At 49.8% G+C, this 23,553-nt stretch carries 1 protein-coding gene; it reads left to right on the top strand.

Annotated elements, in window-relative coordinates:
• Positions 1-7: 7 nt before the first annotated feature.
• Complete coding sequence (locus KDK15_RS01110) at positions 8-23,263, top strand: LEPR-XLL domain-containing protein (protein ID WP_257293522.1); 23,256 nt, start codon at positions 8-10, stop codon at positions 23,261-23,263.
• Positions 23,264-23,553 lie beyond the last annotated feature (290 nt).

Genomic DNA, 23,553 nt, shown 5'->3' with positions numbered 1-23,553 from the left:
CCGGCTAATGGATAAGCAATCCCAGAACAGCAAATCATACCCGTCAGATATTGCTGCAGCGGCTCGTAAGGGCTTATTTTCCAGATTAAACCGGCTGTTTGAGAAAATGTTCCGGCAGGATCGGCTGCAGGAACGACGGAGAAGGCTGGAGGACTTCTTCACCCTTGAGCAATTGGAACCCCGGTTGCTGCTGTCTGCAGATCCCATTGCTGCGCTCCAGGATAACGCGCTGCAGTTGGAGCAGGATGCCAGCGTTACGCTGCAGGTGGTTACCGAAAATGAGCAACAGTATCTTCGTTTGGTCGACGAAAATGATACGGTGCTGGGTAAGAAGAATATCAGTGATATTGCCGCGGGTAGCACGATCACTGTCACTGGTTCAGACGGTGCTGATACTTTCACGGTTGATCAGTCTTTCCTTGATTTGGGGGAGCAGTCTTTTGTCGTTCAGTTTGACGGTCAAGGCGGCAATGATACCGTTGCGACAGCTGATAATGTCACCAGCAGTGCCTGGCAGATTAATGGTGAAAATGAAGGCTCCATGGGGGCTAACGGTATTGTTGAGTTTCTCGATGTTGAAGCGTTGCAGGCAATCCAGACTCAAGATACCCGCCATGAATTGGCAGCGATCAATGATGACTACCATTGGCAGATTGCTTCTGAGGGTAAAGGGACGCTGTCTACCCTAGAGGGCGAATCAGGCAATATTCTACAAATCCCGTCCTCAATCAAATTAGAGTTTACTGGCTTTGATGTATTAGGCGGCAGTGGCTCTGATTATCTTGATTTCAATCTTTACGCCAGCGGCGTTACTGTCAATCTGGATGCGGGAACAGCCACAGGTTTTGATGGGGTGTCCGGTTTTAACACCCTGATAGGCTCCTCGCAAAACGATACCCTGATTGGTGACAGTAATAACAACCTGTTTATTGCAGGCGTTGGTGACTCAATCACTGGTAATGGTGGTTTTGATTCGGTGCTGTATCAGGCTGGCGACAACGACCTTAATTTAAACGTAACGACCAAACAGGTGCCGGATGAAAACAACCCTGACCAAAATGTAGCGGTCACCGTCTTTGAATATCAAGCCGGAACCTGGACAGAAAACACCACCAATGGCACATGGTCTTTTGCCTCCAGTGGCACGATGGAAGCAGTGGACGTTGATCTGTTAATGGCTACGGGCGGTACTGGCGATAATCGCTTTGATTTTTCTGATTCTACCCTGCAGGTCTATCTCGATGGTGGTGCCGGTAATGATACCCTGATGGGTGGCGACAAAGACGATATTCTGATTGGCGGTCTGGGTGTTGATCAATTGACTGGTGGTGCCGGGTATGACCAGGCCATTGAAGTTCGTGCTGCAGATTTTGTGTTAGTCGGCAATACCCTAAAAGCCAATGATGATGACAATGAGGTGGATACTCTTGACGGTGTTGAAAGTGTTTACCTGAAAGCGCTTTCTGAAAATGGTGCCGGAAAAACTCTAGATGTCAGTGGTGCCAATGCATACGACATCACTCTGGTAGGAACCGAGTTTGATGATGTCCTCAAAGCGTCCGACTATGGCGACACATTAACTGGGTTGGGTGGCGCTGATACCATCACCGGTGGTGCTGGGCAGGATATCCTTGAAGAAGATTTTGCTGGGCGGGCATCAATAACAGGTTCTGGTGGAAATTATCAGCTGGATCTTGCTCAGGGCTCATCAGAAACCTGGACGATTAAAAATGATGGTGGCGGCGATTATACTCTTACTGTCTCAACTGGCAGTGGCTCATACACGACAGGTATGATTGCTGCTGATGCCAGTGGCTGGGATATTGTTCGTGCCATTGAAAAAGCCATGGGGCTGCAGTTTGGCCAGATTGCTGTTACCAATAACGGTGATGGCAGCTGGGGTCTGCAGTTCACCGGCATTTATGCCGGGCAGGAAATGGCAACATCATTAACATCTGATGTTACCGAGGTCAGTCTTAGCAGAACGTCAGGCAGCCAGTCTCTGGATACCCTGAAAAATTTTGGCAGTAACGATATCCTGTCATTGTCTGGCAGTGAAAGGGAAGATCATGTCGATCTGTCAGCCTTTGAAGGGCAATCTGTCGTCAGCACCTTTGGTGGCAGTGATCGCATAACTGGCGCCCAGGGTGTTAACAGCATCGAAGCCGGTGATGGCAGTGACATCATTTTTGTCACCTCCATCAGTGCCGACGATATTGATGGCGGTAAAGGCTCCGATACGCTGGTTACGGATTTAAGCGGCCAAACGAATGGTTACACCTTTGATCTTGATAACCATCAATTAGCCATCGATAATATCACTATTACCCATAAAGGTATTGAGGCGTCCGGACTGGTGGGTGGTGAAGGTGATGATAGCTTTGATGCCAGTGGCTTTACCGGTGTCTCTTCAAGCACTGAGCTGGACAACCTGCAGGGTTGGCAAGAACTTTCACTTCATGTTTTGCGTGTCAGTCTGGATGATGGCAGTACTGTACTCGATATTGATCTCACGACCGCGGCAACTCTGGAAGAGTTGCTTGACCTGATTAACAGTGTGGATGACCGGGATGCCGGTGCGCTCAGTGCCAATTTTAATCAGCAAACCGGAAGTCTTGAACTGACCGGTCTCTCAGCGATTACCGTTCCAGACTACGACGACAGTGTACCTAATATCCTTGGCATCCTTGGGCTAACAGGTATGATCAGTAATTCTGCCCTGAATGGTCTGAGTTTAAGTCTGATGGCTTCCCTGCAGCTGACCAGTCAGAAAGGCAACGGTGGCTTTGATACTTATAAGGGCTCCCGAGGTAATGACTTTTTTGAAATTGATGCCGGTGATGCATCGGTGGATGGTTCAGACGGCAGTGATACGGTTTCTTCTGCAACCAATGATTCGCAAACGACACTCGTGGTGACCGATGCATCACTTTCCTGGCAGGATGCTGATGGCACGACTACCGATGGCGATGCCAGTGTCACTCTCGCCAATATTGAAAGTGCACGCCTCTTCGCCAACACAGGCGGCATTTTGCTGGATGGCAGTACTGCCACAATAGACCTTGTGCTGGATGCGAGTACGACCACTGCCGCATTAAAGGGAGGCTCTGGCAATAACGAACTGCGTCTTGATGTGCATGAGCGCAGTGAAAAAGTGTCAATCATGCTGGTTGATGGCGCACAAAGTAATAATGTTGTCTTTTATGGTGGCAGTGAAGACTTCAATATCAGCACCTTTGGCTGGGCTGATATTACCGGCGGCAGTTACACAGCCGTCAGTGAAAGCAGTGACAATTTAACCATCAATGGTTTTGTGGAATGGATCGGTGATCTCGAATTCAGAGCATTGAATGGCAAAATTACCGTCAATGGCAGCGTCAAAACCGATAATGATGCCGGTATCGCGGGTGATATTAAATTCTCAGCTCGCATCATTGAAGTGAATGCGGATATTACTGCCAAAGGCTCCGAGCTTGCGGATAGCGGTGATATTACGCTGCAGGCCATTGATGGTCGCAATCTGGTTTATGGCAGCCTGCAGCAGGGGGCTGCGTCGGCACTGGCGGCTCTTCCTGTTTATTACAATGTTGATCTGCAAACCGCATCAGTCACCATCGGTGATGTGACGATTGATGGTAAGGATATCCATATCATTGCCCGGGCTGACTCCAACCCGGAAAAAGACATGAATAATGATGGAGGTCTTTTTGATCTGGGTATTGATGTCATCAGTGATATGCAGAGCAGTATCGAAGACTTCACGTTGATTGCCGGCGTCAGCCGCTCCGGTGTCACTAGTAAAGTGACGATTTCCAGTGGTGCCGTGCTGAAAGGCGACAACATCACCATTGAAGCAAACTCCATTGCCAGGGTGACCGCATCTCCGATTTCCGCAGGGTTAGCGGTAGCGGTAGGTGTTTTGGACTCTGAATCTACCGTCAATATTAACGGCACACTGATTGCCGATGGCGATATTTCCATTTCCAGTCGGGCGGATAATTACCTGAATGTGGATGCCAGCCCTCTCTTTGGCCTGAAAGGCTTTGCGGGCAGTGCGGCTGTGGGCGTTCTGAATTCTGATTCAGCGGTCAATGTAAACGGCACCAGCAATATAGTGGCTGGTGGCAATCTGAATATAAAAGCAGCCACCCTTGATTACAGCCACGTCACTGCCACCAGTGAAGCCGGTAACTCCGGTAAGGTGGCTGCCAGTGTTGCGGTGCATATCGAATCAGGCCATACCAATGCCAAACTGGCGGGGGATGTGCTGGTCAAAGGTGATGTGGTTGTTGACGCGGTTCAGGAACAGGCACGGGTGGGCGGCAAATGGGGCACTATGGCCGAAGCCATTGTGGACCGGGTGCCCGGCATCGTTGATAAGTATGAAGACGCCGCGAAACAAAAAGTGGCTTTCAATAAAAAGGTACCTTTGGGTAAATGGTTGCAGAAAAAGGTTAAGCCCAGTGACCGACTCAAACCTACCAAAGCGACCGTTGGTATTGCCCTGGTCTATGCGGACGACAGTAATCAGGTTAATGCGTATCTTGGTGATCCGAAAACCCCAAGCGACATCCAGGTTGGTGGCAATCTGGATGTACTGGCAAACGCCGAAAGTCGTCTGTTAACCGCGACCTCTTCAACCTCCAGTAGCCCATCTCAACTCAGTCAGGTGGAAGGTACTGCCGGTACCGATACCAGCAGTGGTGAATTTAAGCAGGTGCCGTTTGGTGCAGCGGTATCGGTAACCATCGCTTCCCTGGATAACAGTGCTCAGGCTCATATTCAGGGCTTTACCCAGCTTGATGTGCTTGGAGCGATGAATGTCGATGCAACGGCTAAGAATCTGACGGGCATTATTGCACCGGATACGACGTTTAAATATGTCAAACCAGACTTAATTGGCAAGGATGAGATTCACAGTGTTTACACTCTGAAAGAAGGCGATTTAATTCGGTTTGATCACTCTGACTATCAGTGGAGTGATGACAATAAAAAGCCAGAGATTGGTCTCTTTTTTGATGCGGTATACAAATTTAAGGGAGAAAATCCTGAAAACGTTACTCTGGCCCAGGAAGATTTTAGCGACTTCACTCGCTGGGAGTGGTTAGGTAACCAGTATTCCAGTTTCCCTTATCAGCTATTTGGTGGAGATACTGACCTCTACTTCGTGGATAACGATATCAAGTCAGAGGCAGCAGGTGCCAAAGTATCATTTGCACTGAATTTTTCGCTGCTGGATTCAAAACAAACGGCAGACGCGAGGATAAAAGGCAAAGTTCAGCTTAATCATAGAACGGATATCACCAATGTCTTTGATTCAACGGGTGAATCGCTTGCTTATCAGGCAGCCGAAGCTCTGCAAACGCCTTCCTGGGTAGTTTCAGACCGCAATTTGACGGTGAATTCCGAAACGATCAATCAATCCGTAGATTATGTCGGTAACAAAACCTCGACGGATACCTCTATTGGTTTCCTGAAAAAACTCTACAACCTGGCCGGTACATCCGAGAGTGGCAATGGTGTTGGTGCCAGTGTTTTCCTCAATAATGTGACGACCAAAAGCATGGCTGTTATCGAAGACGGTGCCATTATTTTTGCGGATAAAGTGTCCGTCACTGCGGATGCTGATGTATTTGCCATCAGCGCTGGTTATGCCGGTGGTTCTGGTACCGCAAGCCTCGGTATTGCCGGGCTTTACATGCAGAACGTCATTGACAGTACCGCGATTGCCTGGATTGAATCCGGCGTCCATCTGACTGCCGGCGCTACTGATGCTGGCTCTGAACGTTTGAAAGTGGTGGCGGATAACCGGGTAGATGTGATTGTTGCCGCCGGTGCCATGGGCAGTGCTGGCGCTTTGGGTGTTGGGGCCTCTGCGGCAGTTACTGATATTACCAAAGTCTCCAGGGCACTGGTGGGCTCTGAAGGTGACTCATTGAGTCGTGATGGAACCATCACCGTGAATGGTGATGCGCGAATTGAAGCCGACAGTGATGGTTTGGTCATTGGTACCGCAGTCAGTGCCTCGTGGGCAACCGGTAAGGTAAAACCATCTGGCGGCGAGCCTCCCAAACAGGAAAACAGCGCCTATGGTATCAGTGCTGCCGGTGCATTTATCTTTACTACGGTGAATAACACCACGGCTGCTACTGTCCAGAACCTTAACAGTTTTAATGCGGATAAACTGAACCTGAAAGCGATAGAGAGCAGCGGCGTTTTTGCTTTCCCAATCACTTATGCCAGTGCAACCGCCCAGAAGTTTGCCCTGGCGGCTGCTGGCATTGGTCTGCAAAATGATGCCACCATTACTGTCCGTTCCGGCGCCTACAATATTGGCTCAATGTCGCTGGATACGTTGGACGTTCTGGCAAAGAACGACAGTATTGTAGTAACCACCTCTCTTTCGGCAGCACTGTCTGGCTTGGCAAACACCTCAGTCGGCGTCAGCAGCAGTATTGCCCTGGCCGGCAATGTTTCCATTAATAATGTCACTGCTGATATTGATGCTTACTTAAAAGACATTGATAGCCTGACAGTATCTGGTAAAGACAATGACGGTTTTGGTGCGAAGATTGAAGCCCGGGATGAATCCGGGATTTATGCCATTGCCCTTGGTGTTGCTTACGCTGGTAATGGTGCGGTTGGCGTCACCGTGGCAGAAAATAACATCAGCAGTGATATTGATGCCCTGATCAGCAATACCGACCTTACATCGCAAACCGGCAAAGTTCGTCATCAGGCCGTGAGTGAAGCGGATATTGTGGCTGTTACCATTGGGGCGGCAGTGACAAAAGAAACGACACCGGGCTTCGATACCAAGGTGGGTATTTCTGTGGGCGCTGCGATCAGCAGTAACCTGGTACGCATGAACACTCGCGCACGGGTTATGGATGGTAGCACTATTACATTACCGGGCAAACATCTGGATGAGTCCTGCCTTGATATCAATGCCCATAACAACACCGATATTATCGGTGTCGTGGTAGCCGCTTCTGTGGGTCTGCAAAGTGGTTCGACTATTACCGTCAGTTTGAACGGTGCTGGTGCCAGTGTCAGTAATGAAGTGTATGGCGATACCGAAGCCCTGATTGATGGTTCAACGATTAAACAGGAAACCTCCGCTTGGGATGCTTCTGACGGGGATACTGGCGTGTATCTGGACGCTGATGCCAACGGCTTTATTTCGGCGACAGTGGTTGCTGCCAGTCTGACCTACGCCGGCTCCACAAACAGCACAGGCGTTGCAGGCAGTATTGGCGTGAGTCTTGCTGAAAATACCATTGGAAAGGATCTGAACAACGGAAATAAGGCCAATGCAGTTCGGGCTCTGATTAATGACTCTGATATTGATGTGTCTGGTGAAGCCCGTACCGATGCACAAAGCAAACAACAGATTTCCTCAGTCATTACCTCCGCTGCCGTGGCCCTTGCCAAGTCTGAATCGTCATCAGCCGGTGGCTTAAGTGGAGTTGGCGCATCCGCAACCAACGATGTCGCAGTGGATATTACCTCAGGGATTACCGCCACGGCCTCGGGAAACACTGTGCTTGCTGATGCCCTGACCATTAAGGCCAAGGACGATTCAGATATTCTCAGTACGGTTGTTGGTGCTTCCATTGCCGGTGCTTATTCCGGTTCTGGCAGTGTTGGCAGTCTGAGCATTGGGGTATCGCTGGCAGAAAATGCCATAGATTCCAATACGTCTGCGATACTGGAGCAGGTGGATGTGGGGGCGTCCGATCGTAAGATTGGCAGCGTATCTCTTTCTGCGACGTCTAATGCAAAAATCACTGCAACATCGGTCGCTGCATCATTATCGGCCGCTTACTCAGCTTCATCCGGAGGATCGCTTTCCTTAAGTGGTGGTGGCGCTTTTTCAACCAATCGTATTACTGGAAGTACGTCATCTGTTGTGCGTAACAGCGGTTTGACCAGCAGCTCCAATATTTCGGTGACTGGCAGCAATACATCAACCATCAATGCCACCGTTGTCGCTGCCTCTGTTGCTGCTGCAGATACCAGTAGTAGCAGTGTCGGTGTCTCTATTGGTGCTGCCGTGACCAGCAACACCATCGGTACGGATAAGAATAATCGCTACGGTGTGCTGGCCTACCTGGAAGATACCAGTATTGAAGCCGATGGTGACCTGACGCTGTCTGCCACTGGCAACATGACCATCAATGCAGATGCCGGTGCAGGCTCAGCCGCAGTGACGGGTAGTAGTCAGGCTGCCCTTGTCGGTAGTGGCTCTGGTGCCAGTGCGGAAAATATCATTTATGTTCAGGTTGCAGCGTATATTGATAACACGCCAGTTGATTCTGCAGCTTCCAGTAGCATTCTGGTCGATGACCTTAGTTTGACGGCTACCAATACCTCAAAAGTTACCAGCACCGCTGTTGGCGCTTCACTTGCTGGAAGTTATGCAGGGGGCTCAGGTTCCGCAAATGTGACTGTTGGTGTCTCTCTGGCTGAAAACAAGGTTGATATTGATACAGCGACCAGGCTTGACCATGTCAACGTAGGTAAAGCTGACCAATTAAACGGCAGTGTAACTCTGTCTACCACATCGAGAAACACCATAAAAGCACATTCCGTAGCCGCTTCTCTGGCCGCCGGTTTTGGCTCTTCTGGTGCAATCTCACTCAGCGGCGGTGGAGCATATGCTGGTAATACCATTGGTGGATCAACAGAAGCCCTGGCTGCAGGCAGTGACCTGTTCAGCAATGGCGATGTATCCATTAGCGCAGCCAATACGTCTGATATAGATGCAACGACAGTCGCCGTTTCAGCCGCAGTTGCTGCAGACTCTGGCAGTGGCAGCGCCGGTATTTCTATTGGTGCGGCTATTACCAAAAACAATATTGGTACGAGTGATGATCGTCACAGTGTCAAAGCCCTCTTGGATAACAGTGCTCTTAGTATTGATGGCAACCTGAAGGTTGGTGCTATCAATAACATGACCATCAATGCCGATGTGGGGGCTGGCTCAGTGGCTGTTGTGGTCACCGGAGGTTCGGGGTTGGCTGGCAGTGGTTCCGGAGTTGGTGCGACCAATGATATTTATGGTGAGACGCTGGCCTGGATTGATAACAGCAGGGATATCAGCGCGGGTGAAATTACCGTCAATGCTGTCAACAATGCTTCTATTACTTCTGTAGCGGGTTCCGCCAGTCTGGCCTTTGGTCTGGCACCCAGTGGTTCCAGTGTATCGCTTTCTGTTGCCGCTTCGGTTGCAGAAAACAGCATTGACTCCATCCTGGGGGCAAAGGCTGCAGGTCAGAATAATAGCAGGCCGAAGATCCTGGCTGAGTATCTGGCCGTGAGGGCAACCGATACCTCTACTATTGATGCTCAACTTGTGGGCGTTTCTGTAGGGGCAGCGGTTGGAGAATCTTTTGGTGGCACGTTAACCGTAGGTGCAGTGGAAGCCACAAACACCGTTGCCAATCAGATTTCCGCTCATGTTGATAATCTGGATATTCAAGCCAGAAATGGCGGTGTAACAGTCGGTGCCCATGAAAGTACAACCGTTAAGTTAAAGGCTGAAGCGGCCTCTGTTGCCGTTACCGGTGGCAAGGTGAGCGTGGCGCTCGCTGGTGCCGGTGTAAAAGGCACCAATACCATAAACAACAGCAGTCAGGCATTTATCAGTGATTCGGAAATCACGTTGGTTCATCGTGCCGATTATGAAGGTGCAAGCCTGATAGAAGAGTTGCTGGAAAATGACCTGGTTGAGTTTGCCGATGGCGTCTATCGCTATATTGGCAGTGATCTTGATCTTTCTCCTGACTTCGAGTCAGACGGCTACAAGTACGATGAAAAAGGCAGTCGTGTAGGTGAGGCACAAACATCGGTTGAGAGTGGAGCAAAGTTCTACTTTATTGATGGCACTTATCGCAATAATGGCTCAACAGAACTGTCTCTGGAGAAAGCCATTGCAGTAGCGGCTGCGTTGCGTGCCGAAGCCCTTGCAGCACAGGCCGGTTCTTATGAGAGTCTTGCTAATACCGCTCAAAGTGCAGCCGTTGCGGCTCAGGCATTGGCGGATGCTGCTCAGGCTGAGGCAGATATTCTGGCTGCATTGGCAGAAACCGCAGTTGAAGCATCGTTAAATGCCAGCACGTCGAATGCAGTTGTAAAAGCGGAGGCTGCAGAGCAGGCCGTTGCAGCCTGGCAGGCAAAGCTGGAAAACGTTGCGGAACTTCAGGAAACCGCTGATCAGTTGCAGAAAGAGGCGGATGTCTGGAATGCAATCTATGTGGCTGCCAAGTCTGCGGCTGATGATGCCCAGGCGCTGGCGGAGAGTACTGCTGCAGAAGCGGGTCTGGATGCTGCGGGTGTTTCAGCTCTCAAACCTGATTGGGCACTGTTAGATCTTGAAGAGGTGAAGAACTCAACGCCTGTCGCTGACTGGGAGTTGGTTTACGCAAATGCAGATTACGGTGATCAGGATATTTCCGTCACCGCTGATAACAATGCTGCGATTACCTCGGTCGTCGGGGCTGCCAGCGGTTCTGTAGGTGTTGGTAAAGGAAGTGCTGCTGCAGCTATCGGTGTAACTCTGTCTGAAAATACCATTGGATCAATTCATAAGACATCCGCCTATATAGAAGATTCACAGCTTAATTCACTAAGTGACATCATTGTTGATGCACAGTCACTGTCGACTATTGACAGCACCGTTTATGGTGCCGGTGTTGCGGTTGCCGCTGGTAAATTTGCGATAGGTGGTGCCGGTGTTGGTATTGACCTTGATAACACCATCGGTGGCAGCACCACTGCTTATGTAAATAACTCCGCCATGGTGGCTGGAAATGATATTTCTATCACTGCCGATGCCGATGGCCAGGTTGTCAAGGCTGATGCCGTCGCCGTTGCCTTATCTGCTGCCATTGGTCTGGGTGGTTCCGTCTCCATAGCTGCGACGGATATCGATAACACCATGGCGATGGCGGTGAATGCCTGGCTGAATGTCGACGACAGTCAAACCATTGCTGATCAGGATTATCGGGTTTTTGTCGGCAATGATATTGATGTTGCCAGCCATGCCAATGCGTTAATGGAAAATGTAGATGCAACTGCCGTTACCTTCAGTGCGGGACTGGTCGGTGCCAGTGGTGGCGGTGTTGATATTACCAACCTGGTTAACAACCAGGTGAATGCATCCATCAGTGGCGATGTGAACAGTAATGCAGTTATTGGTGCTGCCGGTGATATCAACCTCAAGGCCAGTGAAGCCACCGATTTAAGTATCAATGTGACCAATGTAGCGCTCAGTGCCAGCATTGGTGGCGCCCTGGGTATTGCGCTGGTTCGCAATGATGTCCGCAGCTCGATTTCCAGCCGGGTAAACGATACTGCGTTGGAAGCCCAGAATATTTATATCGATGCCCTGGCGGATAATCACATCCATAAGACCCAGGCATTTGGTTTTGCCGCTGCTCTTGCGGCAGCCAGTGCTAACCGTGCGGATGTCGATATCACCACTACCGTTTCTGCAGTAACGGAGTCAGCCAAACTGACAGCGGTTGATGAAATCGTTATTAATGCCAATGCGACCAACTACGCCCGTGCAGATGCCAGTGGTGGTGCTGCCGGTGTGGTTGCTGCCGGTGCCATGGTGGCAGATATTGAGCAGGGTAAAGCTGCCTCTGAAGATGTGTTGGTGAAAATTGGTGATGGCTCACAACTGGGCGCTACTAATATTACCGTGAAAGCGTCTGGTAATGATGATCTTCTACCAGAGACCATTGCTGCCTCCGGTGGCTACGTTGCCGGTGCCGGTGCAGAAAGTAATGTCACCAGTTATCAGGCGGTGGTCGCGAATATTGGCAAGGGTGTTGTGATTGAGGCGGACCAGTTTGATCTGAGCAGCACTCTGGATCAAACCGTCGATGCCAGTGCGGATGCCTTTACCGTGGCTCTCGCTTCTGGTGCCGGTGCCGGGTTGAACATCATTATCAACAGCTATGCGGATGTGAATATCGGTGCCAGCACCGGCCTGCTGGGTTCTGGCAACCCATCTTCCATTACTGCTCATGATATCAATATTAATGCACTGAACCGCTTTGATAAGTCGCGTTTCAGTAATGGCAAATCCTTGAGAACGGGTTCCGGTAATATTGTTGGTGTCAATGTGATGGTGAGTCAGACCATTCTGAACAACCATGCGCGCATTAACCTGACCGACGATGCGGAACTGATAGCGGAAGGCAGCTACGACGATAAGGCTACTGTTCGTATTGAAGCCCAGAATGACATCACCACCGTGGATAGCATCACTCTGGAAACCGTCAGTGCAGTTGGAGGCATCAATGCGGCGACGAGCAAGATAGAGGCCAATTCCGATGCCGAAGTGAATATCGATGGCGCGGTGATCGAAAACGTTACTGGCAAAGTATTTGTGACCGCCAAAACCGATTCCGAGAATCGGGCCAGTGCCGATGTTCTTGCGGTTTCCGGGCTTTCCAGCGCTGCCACTGGTGTCGCTCTGGCTACTACCAATGCTCGAAATAATGTCAGCATTGCCAATGCCACCATGAAGGCTGGAGACGTCTATCTCTATGCCGGTAAGAGCAGTCAGGGCGCACTGAATATTCTTGAGAGCAGTGCCAATGTGGAACTCATGTCGGTTTCAACCTCTGCCAATGTTGCTGTTCCTCATCCTGAAGCAAAAATTACAGAAACCAACACTATCAATCTGGGTAACTATGCTGATATCAAGTCCATGACGGATATCACCATCGAAGCCCGTGAAGGTATTGGTGGCAGCGAGCGGGCAAAAGAGTCCGGACTGACGCTGTCCATTTCCGGGGTGCCTTACGGTGTGGATATTGACCGTGATGGCAGTGTGACTTCCAATAACCAATTCTCGGTTGCAGACTCTGCCCAGGCGACCGCTGGCGTTAATAATAAAACCTTCCTACAGATTCGCCCGATCGCTGAGATACAGAGCATCCTTAACGACAGTAGCAAAGTCAGTGCTGATGGCGTGATCAATATTGATGCCCTGACCGAAGACGATGAAAAACTGCTGTTTGGCGTCGATAATGCCGAAGGCGAAGTGGTTATTCCAGAGTTGCCAGAGGATGTGGTGTATGTGATGGAAGAGCTGGCACTCAGTACCATCAACTTCCTGGTTACCCAGGATACGGTGATTGAGCACAATGGCAGCTATTACCAGTACACCCCTCAGAACAGCACTGAAATTGACCTGAAACAGGAAAACTACAGCAACAAAAATCGCTGGACGAAGCTGAACCTGACACTGGCACAGATAGAGTCTCTGGGGTATCCGGTTTACGAAAGCGCCATTACGGGCTCTCTTGCCAGTGCCATGACGGGCGAGTTCTTTGTTGTTAAACCGAGAGAGTTGGACTCACCAACTCTGACGTTTACCAATTTAAGCACTGTATTGTTTGAGCAAAAAGCCCAGGTAGAGAGCTGGATCCGTGATCACAGCACAAACACTGAGGCCGTAGCCCGCTACCAGGTTCAGTTAGCAGAGATCAATAAAAAGATTGATGAGCTGGGTCTCTCTGATTATGTGCATACCGTCGATGTTGGGCAGATCGTTAAGGCACCAGACGGTAATTACTATCAAAGCAAGATTAAGCAGGAAAGCATTCTGGAGTTGGCGGACTATTCCGACACAACGTTATGGCAGAAAACCAACTCAACCACAGGTGCCTGGAATTATACCGATACTGCGAATGCTTCCAGTAAAGTCTATAACCAGGCTCTGGATATTCTGATGGTGGACCTGCCGGATGTTTATGCAGCACCCGGTTCTGTCTATCTGCAGATTGATGGCAAAACTGCGGAAGCACTTGCTGCCCAGGACAATATAGATAATCTTCATGCCCGGGAAGGTGCAACGATTCAGATCGTCAACAGTACACCGTTTGCTCTGCGGGTGAATGATGCCATTGTGCAGGATACTCAGCGGGTTGAGATGGTCGGTGGTTCACTGAAAACCTATACGCCGGGCGCCGTTCAGATTAACTATAAAGATGTGAACTCAATTGCCATCCGCGGTGGTGCACAATCCACGGATGATCAGGGAAGTAACTCAGATTCACCCAACGAAATCGTTATTTTTCAGGATACCGATCCGCAGTTTATCAAAGATACCTACGGAAGCTTCACCCTGCCTGAGATTCCACAGGGTATGTACATTCAGGGCAATGTGGTTAATGAAAACGGTGGGGCTTATATCAATAACCGGGAAGGAGCTATTGAAGTCTCTACCCAGATTCGTGCCGAGACCGTCAATATCTTTGCAGCCGGTGATTTCTCACTGAACTCTGATGCGTGGTTCCATACCAATAAAGATCCACGTCAGTATATTAATTATCAATTGATGCGGAACTTTGTTTACAACAAGGCTGGAAGCTCACGCTCCTATCAGACGGGTTTAAATGATAGTTCGCTTATCTACACACTGTTTAAGGCTAACTACAGCGTACTGACGACCAGCATTAATGTAGATAACTCCCAGATTGTCTCTATGGGCAAAATTACCCTGACAGCCCGTTACCTGAATATCAACGGGTTGATTCAGAGTGGGGTGAACACCGTTTACCTGGAGATTGATGAAAACTTCCGTGGGGGTTCCAAAAATGTGGATCTGACCAATAAGAAAGGTCAGGCCATTGCGGGCGTCAGCTTTGCCAACCCCAATGACAGCAGTAATGTCAAAGTCCCTGTTGATGGTTACTGGGATGCTGTACGACAGGCGATCATTATCGAAGATATTGTACCTGCCGGTGGTGAAGTGATGATTTCCGGTCAGGTGATCAGTACCGGAAATGGTCGTATCGTGGCGGCCAGCGGTTACGCGTCTGTTGATATTAACAATAACAGCGGTTACAAACTGGTGATGAACGATATCGATAACCGCCAGTATCGTGAAGGAAAGATCACCATTATTGACAGCAAACAGCTGACCAAGGATGAGTATCAATACAATGGTTCCGGTGCAACGCACACCAAATACACAGGTACGTTAATTTCTGCGACCGGCAACGACATCGCCAGAATTGAATACACACAGCAGAGTGCCAGCAATGGCAATGCGGATTCTTTTGCATACAAAGTCACTGCCGGAGCCCGTTATGTCTGGACGGAAGGGCAGGGTAAGACCAAAACCACCGTCCGTAAGTACGAGAAGAAGAGCTTTAACCTGTTTGGTGATAATTCTTTTGGGGACTGGCTGGTTAAGGATAAGAGCTATAAGTGGGAAACCATTGAGTTCACCGATAAGAAACCATTGCTTGAATCTGAATCGGTACTGTTACCTTCTGAGGGTGCAGAATCTGCAGACTATAAGGTGACTTATATCCAGACTGAGGGTGACCCGGACGTCTACGACTTTGACCGTGAATCCTGGACGACAGGTGGCGGTTGGCTCCGTAAAAAGACCGTTCACACCAAGATTACTGTGGTTGAGGGGCTGAAAGATTATTACACCCACTCCCTGAAAGCGGATTATGACATTGCCATTGATTTCCTCAGTGGCAATAGCCAGCCGGATGTGAATATTACCAGTAAGGGAGATATTATCCTGGCCGGTAAGATCAAATTGGCTGACGAAGGCACCTTAAATATCCTGTCTACCCATGGCTCTATTACCATGACCGATGCTGTTTATGCCCTGACCTCGCAGGCGGATATTGAAGCGAAAGGCACGGTTCGTATGATTTTGGAGGGTAACACTGCAGGTCATGGGCATCGTGTGGTGTCTAACACTGGCAGTGTTTATCTGGGCGTTGTGCAGGATGATAACCCGGGAGAAGGGAAGACCAGTTCCAACAAGCTCTATATTGATAAAATCTCAGCCCGCCATACCGTCGAAATCAATGCCGGTGGTGGTATTTTCAAGGCAAATGGAGGTGAGACGGTTTCCATTTCTGCCAATGTTATCAAGCTGCTGGCACTGGGTGGTGATATCGGACATTTGACCATTGATTCCGCAACCCGAAATGATGCGGGCTATATCACCGTTGAAGCACAGGGTAATGTTGCTCTGACTGAATACTCTGGTGATATGAATGTGAACCAGGTCATTGCCGCCCAGGTCGATGGCAGTGGTAGCTCGCCTTATGGTGTGCAGCTGACCACCAATAGCGGTGATATTCTGGATGCCAATGATGATGAGGTTCGGGCTTCCAGCCTTGATACTTTGGCGGCTCAGCAATTCTATGGGGAGTCTCAGGTCACCAATGAAGCGGATGAGATTACTGAGCTGTACCACCAGTACTGGAATATCCTTCGTGATAATGGCTCTGAAGGCTATCTGGCGGACGTCACGGCATACGATAAATACGATGAGCTGTTTGAGTACCTGTCCGGTAAAGAACTGACGGATGCTCAAAACCGCATTGCAGCATTGAATAGCAGCCTGACCGGTGTTTCAGAATACGATATGTCCTTTGATCAGCTGGCTGTCTGGAAAGCGACAGATGTCAGCTCTGCTTCGGGTCAAATCAGCGAGCTTGAATATCGTATCCAGGAGAAGGTAAACACCAAACGGCCCGTGTTTGAAAGCATTCTTTCACCAGGCATCGTTGCGAAGCTGTATCCAGGAACCCCGATTATTGGTGGCGCTGGAAACACCGGTTCTGCTGAAGCCGCCAATATTCAAACATTGGTCAGTGGCAGTGCAATTATTCTTAATTCTGCTGGCGGTCTTGGTCAGACAGGTGATCGCGTCACCATTGATATGAGTGATGGGGTGGTTGCCCTTGAAGATGATGAGAAGGCTATCCTGTCCCAGGCAACGGGTAATGATGTGGTAGCCACTGATTATGTCTTCTACGTTTATACCGGCACAGCGGGCGATATATCCCAGTTTGATATCGATTACAACGACGGTAACTGGACAGAAGTCAGAAGCCTTGATGCCTCTGCTGATGGTTTCACCTCAGTCAATAATGGTGATTATGTCCATATAGACCAGAATGGGGTGCCAGTACTCTATCAATACACAGGTACAGGCGACGCTATTGAACTTTCCCAGGAAAGTTTTGATGACGCTGGTGTTCCATGGCAGCGGGTCAGTGTCACCAGTGTTGCTCCCGCCAGCTTATTGAACCTGGCTGTTGGTGATCTGGTTATGCAACTCAGTTCAGTCACCATTCAGCTGTGGGATGACCTGAATCTTCAAGGCGATACCAACCTGACGGCAGAAGCGCATCAGGGAATTGCCATCGAACACAGTGGTGCACTGTCGGTTGATCACATTGTGGGTGCAAGCTGGGTGCGGCTGAATGTTCAGGGCGATTTGATTGACAGGGGACAGCACAATACCGCTGCTCTGGTCAGTGCCGGGGATCTTGTTCTGATCACTAAAGGGAATATTCTTTCTCAGGACGATGGTGGGTTCCGGGTGCAGGTGGCAGAGTCTGCAACACTGAGCGTGGATACCGTTGGCTCCGTAGATATCTGGCAGGTTGAAGGTAACGTCAGCATTGCTGGGAACAACACGACCATTGGCGACCTTTATCTTGAGGATGTTGCCGCTACTGGTGATCTTACCTTTACCGCTGGTTTGCTATCGTCCTTTACTCCAACCACTTCGGGTAATGGGCAGGCTGATATTGTCGCCGAGAAAATCAGCACGACGGCGGGCATGGTTACTTTACAGGCTGCAGGCGATATTCTGGATGCCTACGATGATACCAATAGCGCTATCATCAATATTCGTGCCCAGGATCTGATGCTGGTTGCCGGTGGCGGCATTGGCAACCGCCAGAACCTGGTCGATAACTATCTGGACTTCAAACTCTCCGGTGATGTTTTTGCAGATGCACGCGGTGACGTCTATCTGAACGCCATCGAAAGCTCATTGAGTATTGGCCAGATCACCTCAGACGCCAATGTGACTCTGAAGTCTGCACAATCCATCCTGGATGGCGATCAGGACAATAATAATGAGCTGATCAGCCTGACGGGTGACAGTGATATCAATGCGTTTTCTATTTTCCTTGATGCAGCCAATGGCACCATTGGTCAGTTGGGCAATCAGCTGGAAATTGATACAGCTGATAATGAATCAGGCCAGCTAACGAGCCTCAGTGGCAAAAGCACTTATCTGCGGGAAGTGCGTGGCCATTTGCATATTTCCAGCCTCGTGGCAGACAGTGATAACCGTGGTAGTGGTGATGCCAATGTCTACCTTACTGCGGAAGGTCGTGTTCTGAATGGTAATGCGTCCGGCGACATAATTACCGCGAGCGGTTTGCGTATCATTGCTGGTCAGGGGATTGGCGCCGCTGGTGATGGGCTCCGAACCCTGATTGATAATCTGGAAGCAGAAGTACTGGTCGGCAGTCTTATTCTCAACAACACCGGGTACCTTATCGTGGGCGGTGTCAGTGATGAAATGGAAGGCCTGCAGGTTCAGGGTTCTATCGAGCTCGTCGCACAAAGTCCGCTTATGATTAATGAAGATGTTATTGCCAGCGAGGGTGATATCACTCTGATTGCATCGGACTCTTCTGCTTCAGGCGACGACTTGACGGTGAATGATGTTAAGGTCGATGCAGAGCAGGGCAACCTGACACTGAATGCTGGCGATAAATTCTTGCTGAACCTTGATGGTCAGCTTAATGCTGCCCATACGCTGACGATTAATACGGATCTTGGCAGCGTGGACAGTCAGTCCGGTGATATCAAACTATACGGTAGCCTGATGGCAGCCACAATTCTGGTGAACACTGATCAGGCTGATGATACGGTATTGTTCGATGTGCAGGACATTGATGGCGATGTTGAGGTTAATACTGGGTCTGGAAACGATCAGCTGATGGTTAATCAGATGGTGAGCCGTGCTGCAGATGATGCCCTTGTTCTTGATGGGGAAGGTGGCTCTGACACATACACCATTAATCGAACCGGTGATAATGCAGACTATATTATTGATGTTCGGGATTCGGGCTTAGCAGCCGATGGCGCAGATACCCTGACGATCAACGGTACTGCCGATGATGACACATTCCTGCTACGGGCCAACTTTGTGGCAGCCATGCACACCGACAGTCAGGGCGAATACACATCAGTTGTCGAACGTATCAATTATGACCGCAATATCAACGCCCGTCTGACGTTGAATGGCCATGCCGGTGCGGATAGCTTCTTCAGTGATGATAACAGCACGATTACCACCCTGGATGGCGGTGTCGGTAATGACCGCTTCCAGATTGGCCAGCTATTTGGCAAGGACCGTAATATCGCCGAAGGTACGGTCGCTGCTGGCGATGAAATCGAAACCACTGAAACCACCCTGGGCTTCCTCAGTAAAGGTAACAGCTTGCCTATGGTCGTTTATGGGGGCGATGGTAAGGATGAAATCAAAGTCTACTCCAATAAGGCCATGACCAAACTTTATGGGGAAGATGGTGATGATAGCTTTGTGGTTCGCGCCTTCCTGAAAAAGAATACCATGGAAACCGCGGGTGGCGGTGATGTGGAGCTGTTTGGTGGTGATGGTGACGAAAATATCCAGTACAGCATTAATTCGCCGCTGAAAATTGATGGCGGTAATGGCACGGATTCCGTGGTGGTTCTGGGAACTGAAGGTGATGACAACTTTGTGATCACCGAAAACGGTATTTTTGGCGCAGGCCTGAATATCAGTTTTGACGGTGTGGAACTGGCGGAAGTGGATGGCCTTGAAGGTAATGATACCTTCTATGTACTTAGCACCAGTGATGATGTTGAAACCACCATTATTGGTGGTCTGGGCGCAGACACCTTCAACATTGCCAGTGATGTAACCAAACCCATTGTGTCTTACTCGGTAGAAGGCCGCAGTAGTTTTGTGAACCACAGTGTGTTCAGTGATGACTCGTCCTACAACGATATTTTTGTGGATGGTATCTCCCTGAATGTGGCGAACAAAGAGAATGGTGCCATTGGTGTAGACCGTGGCAATGGTGAGGTTGTGGTCAGTGAAGGTGGTGGCACAGACTTTTACGAGCTGCAGCTGAATGCACCGAAACCCTCCGATGCCACAATCGCTTATGTGACGGTTTCCGCCGTCAGGGCTTCTGGCAGTGATAAAGATAAAACCAGTGGAATGGCCGACAGTGTTCTGATTTCCATTGATGGCCAGAACTTCTATGAGTCTCTGGTCATTGCTTACGATTCAGAAACCAACTGGGATGATGCCACCAAAATCTACGTTAATGCGGTGGATGATACGGCTGCCGAAGGGCAGCGCGATTATGTGATCAGTCACAGTGTCCGAAGTGACAACCCGGACTTTGATCAGCTGGTTGTCGATAATGTAGAAGTGGTTGTTAATGATAATGACCTGGGTGGCATCATCGTCAGCCCGGTGAGCAACCAGAGCGTGGTTGAAGGCGGCAGTGAAATAACCTTTGATGTGCGCCTGGCAACCCCACCGGTTCAGGGACAGGTGGTCAAAGTCTCCCTGGCTGAGATTATTCCTTCGGACTGGAGCAGGCAGCTGACGCTGAGTACGGATACTCTGACGTTTGATCATAACAATTGGTCAGGTCAGTTTACGGTGACGGCGACGGACGATGGGGCGGTTGAAAACCTCTATCGAGCGGGCATTACACTCTCTGCATCAGATAACTACGCGGCAGAGAGCGTGACGCTGGATATTGATGTGGTGGATAACGACAGTGGATCGGTCATTATCACCCAGACAGAGGGGTCGACCCTGGTGAGCACAACAAAACAGGATGCTTACCAGATTGTCCTCAGTAAAAAGCCAACAGCTCCCGTGACGGTGAACCTGTTGAATGATGGGCAGGTGTTGATCAGCAGCAATGATCCACGCTTTGATGCCAGCACCAATAGTGTGACCTTCGGTATTGATGACTGGGATACACCTATTGATATAACTCTGGCAGCTAATGCCAGCTTCCAGCCTGAAACTGATAGCCAGCCGGTACAGAACCCAGCGCTACAGCCCCATACCCTGTCGGATATTCGTGGCAAGCTGATTATTGAAGGCGGCACACCTGATGGTAAGAAGCGTGAGCTCATCCAGGGGGTTATGCTGCCTACAGAAACCGATGGACCGTTACCGCTGGTAAATATTGAGCTGAATGAAGATGAGCAGACCGATACGCTCAATGTCTTCAATGATGGCAGTATCCAGAACGACTCTGGGATTCTGACGGAAAATACGATCACAGGCCTGAGGATGACCTTTGGCAAGGGGATTGAGTATCACGATCTTGAAGTCGTCGAACTGCTGCTGGGCAGTGGTAATGATAACTTCACCATTGCTGGCACCGCTTCCAACGTGATCACTGTCGTTCATGGTGGTGGTGGGGATGACACTCTGACGGTTACTGACAGTGCCAGCGATGGTGCTCTCATCCTGCTTGGTGACTCTGTCCAGGATGGCTCTACCTACAATGCCACATCAAACCAGAAAACAGGGAAGGCAAGAGAATTTGCGAACCCCGGTAACGATGTGATCGATGCATCCGGTGCTGGTGGCTCAGTGGTAATCTACGGTGGGCAGGGCAGTGATACGCTGACTGGCAGTCTTTATGGGGATCATATTGCTGGTGGTTCTGGTGATGACAATATCTTCGGTCTTGACGGTGATGACCATATTTATGGGGATTCCGGCTTCAATCTGGATCTCTCAACCCGGCTGGATCTTTCCACTCAGGTTTTGACGGTGGTGAACTCCTCAGATGATCTAAATGATAATCTTGATACTGCTGACCAATTAACCGTTGGCAGCGACACCATTGATGGTGGTGCCGGTAATGACATTATCCTGAGTGACAAAGGTGAGATTGCACAACAGCTTGATACAAATCGTATCCTGACTACGGGTATGGTGGTTAGTATCACCAATACAAATCGTGATCAGGGTGGTGACGATATCATTGACGGCAGTGCGGGTGATGACGTCGTTATTGCCGGGTTTGGTAATGACACCATCCGTGGTGGCACAGGTAATGACATTCTCTTTGGCGACAGTGGCCAATTGAATTATGCCGACGGTGATGCTGACCTTGCCACGCTAGACAGCGTAACGACCATTGATGCCGGCCTGGGTGGTGATGATCTGATTGAGTCTGGTTCAGGCAATGATCTGGTTCTGGGCGGCTTTAGTAATGATGAACTGACGGCAGGTGATGGCAACGATACGGTTATTGGCGATAATGGTCAGGTCTACTTTGTTAACGGTGTCCGTAATGAGGTATTCAGTACCGATGTCAGTAACAGCACCGGTGGCAACGATATTATCAATCTTGGTAATGGCAGTGACCAGGCGATTGGCGGTGTTGGTAATGACCTGCTCAACAACACCTCCGGCGAGACCATTATGATTGGCGACGATGGTCGTATCGTTAATGACTCGGAAGGGCGTTATCTCACAGTACGGACTGGTAGTACAACCATTGGCGGTAATGACCGTATTATTGGCGGCCTGAACCGCGACATTATGATGGGTGGTTTTGGTGATGATTATCTGGATGGTCAGGCTGGAGATGATCTGATCGGTGGTGATGGTACGCAGGTGACCCGCAGTCCATCCACCATTGTTATTGAAGCGGTAGATCTGTTCGCCGGTGGTGTTGATACCTTGATTGGTGGTTCCGGGCTGGATCGTATGCAGGGGCATTTCGGTGGTGACTTCTTTGATGGCAGTCTTAGTGAAGATGTCATAATTGGTGAATATGGCCGCTTTACCTTTGATGCCAATACCGATGCCCAGCAGGCGACATTTATTGTTTCCCTGGCACAAAATGGCCTTGACCTGATCAGGGGACAGCAGACTAACCTGTTCAGTAATTTTGCCCAACAGTTCTTTGCGGAATCTGGCCTTGGTCAGGTAGCACGAACCAGAGCGCTGGAAACCCCATTGTTCACAGAAGATGCGCAGAATGCCTTTGCCCGTTTAACACCAGCTTCTCAACAGAGAACTCTGGCTTCCGGGGAAGTGACTCCGACAGAGGTTGAAGCGGAACAGCAGGAAGTACCAGCGGGAGAGGTTCCAGTGAATGATCAACAGTTACCCGACGGAGAACCTATGCAGATGGAAGGGGAGCCTGCGGTAGAGCCAGATTGTAAAGTCAGTGGTGATAAGGTTGAAGGTGCCTGTAAACCAGCCGAAGGCGAACAAGAGTCTGAAAAAAGTTCAGAGGATATGGCTGAGCCATTGGAGCAACAGGGTGCGGGTATTGATTTAAAAGCCGCACTGGTTGGGTTTTCTGCTTGGGCAATGGTGAGACCGGCAAGAAAACAGAGGGTTGGTTGAGCTTCTAACCCGGATATTTCATAAACTGCCCCGAATCTCGCGCAGGACTTTGTCGCTCTAAGGGATTAGGGAAGGCCGTACCGGGGAGTACGGTCGACTGAGCAAAACTCCCTCAGAGCGGCAAAGGACAAGCGAGAGCGGGAGCACGTTTATGAAATATCCGGGTTAGAGCATTGAACGTCATTGTCCCATTAACTTCTTCACTATGCATGGTTAACTGGCTTTCAGTTTCCAGGGTGGTTTATTGTATTTAGGACTGGCATAAAGGCAGCTTGAGCCTTGGATCATAA

The organism is Endozoicomonas sp. YOMI1 (genome assembly GCF_024606345.1).
GTDB lineage: Bacteria > Pseudomonadota > Gammaproteobacteria > Pseudomonadales > Endozoicomonadaceae > Endozoicomonas.
The sequence above is the reverse complement of the archived record's forward strand: the minus strand, read 5'-3'. Positions and strand labels throughout refer to the sequence as shown.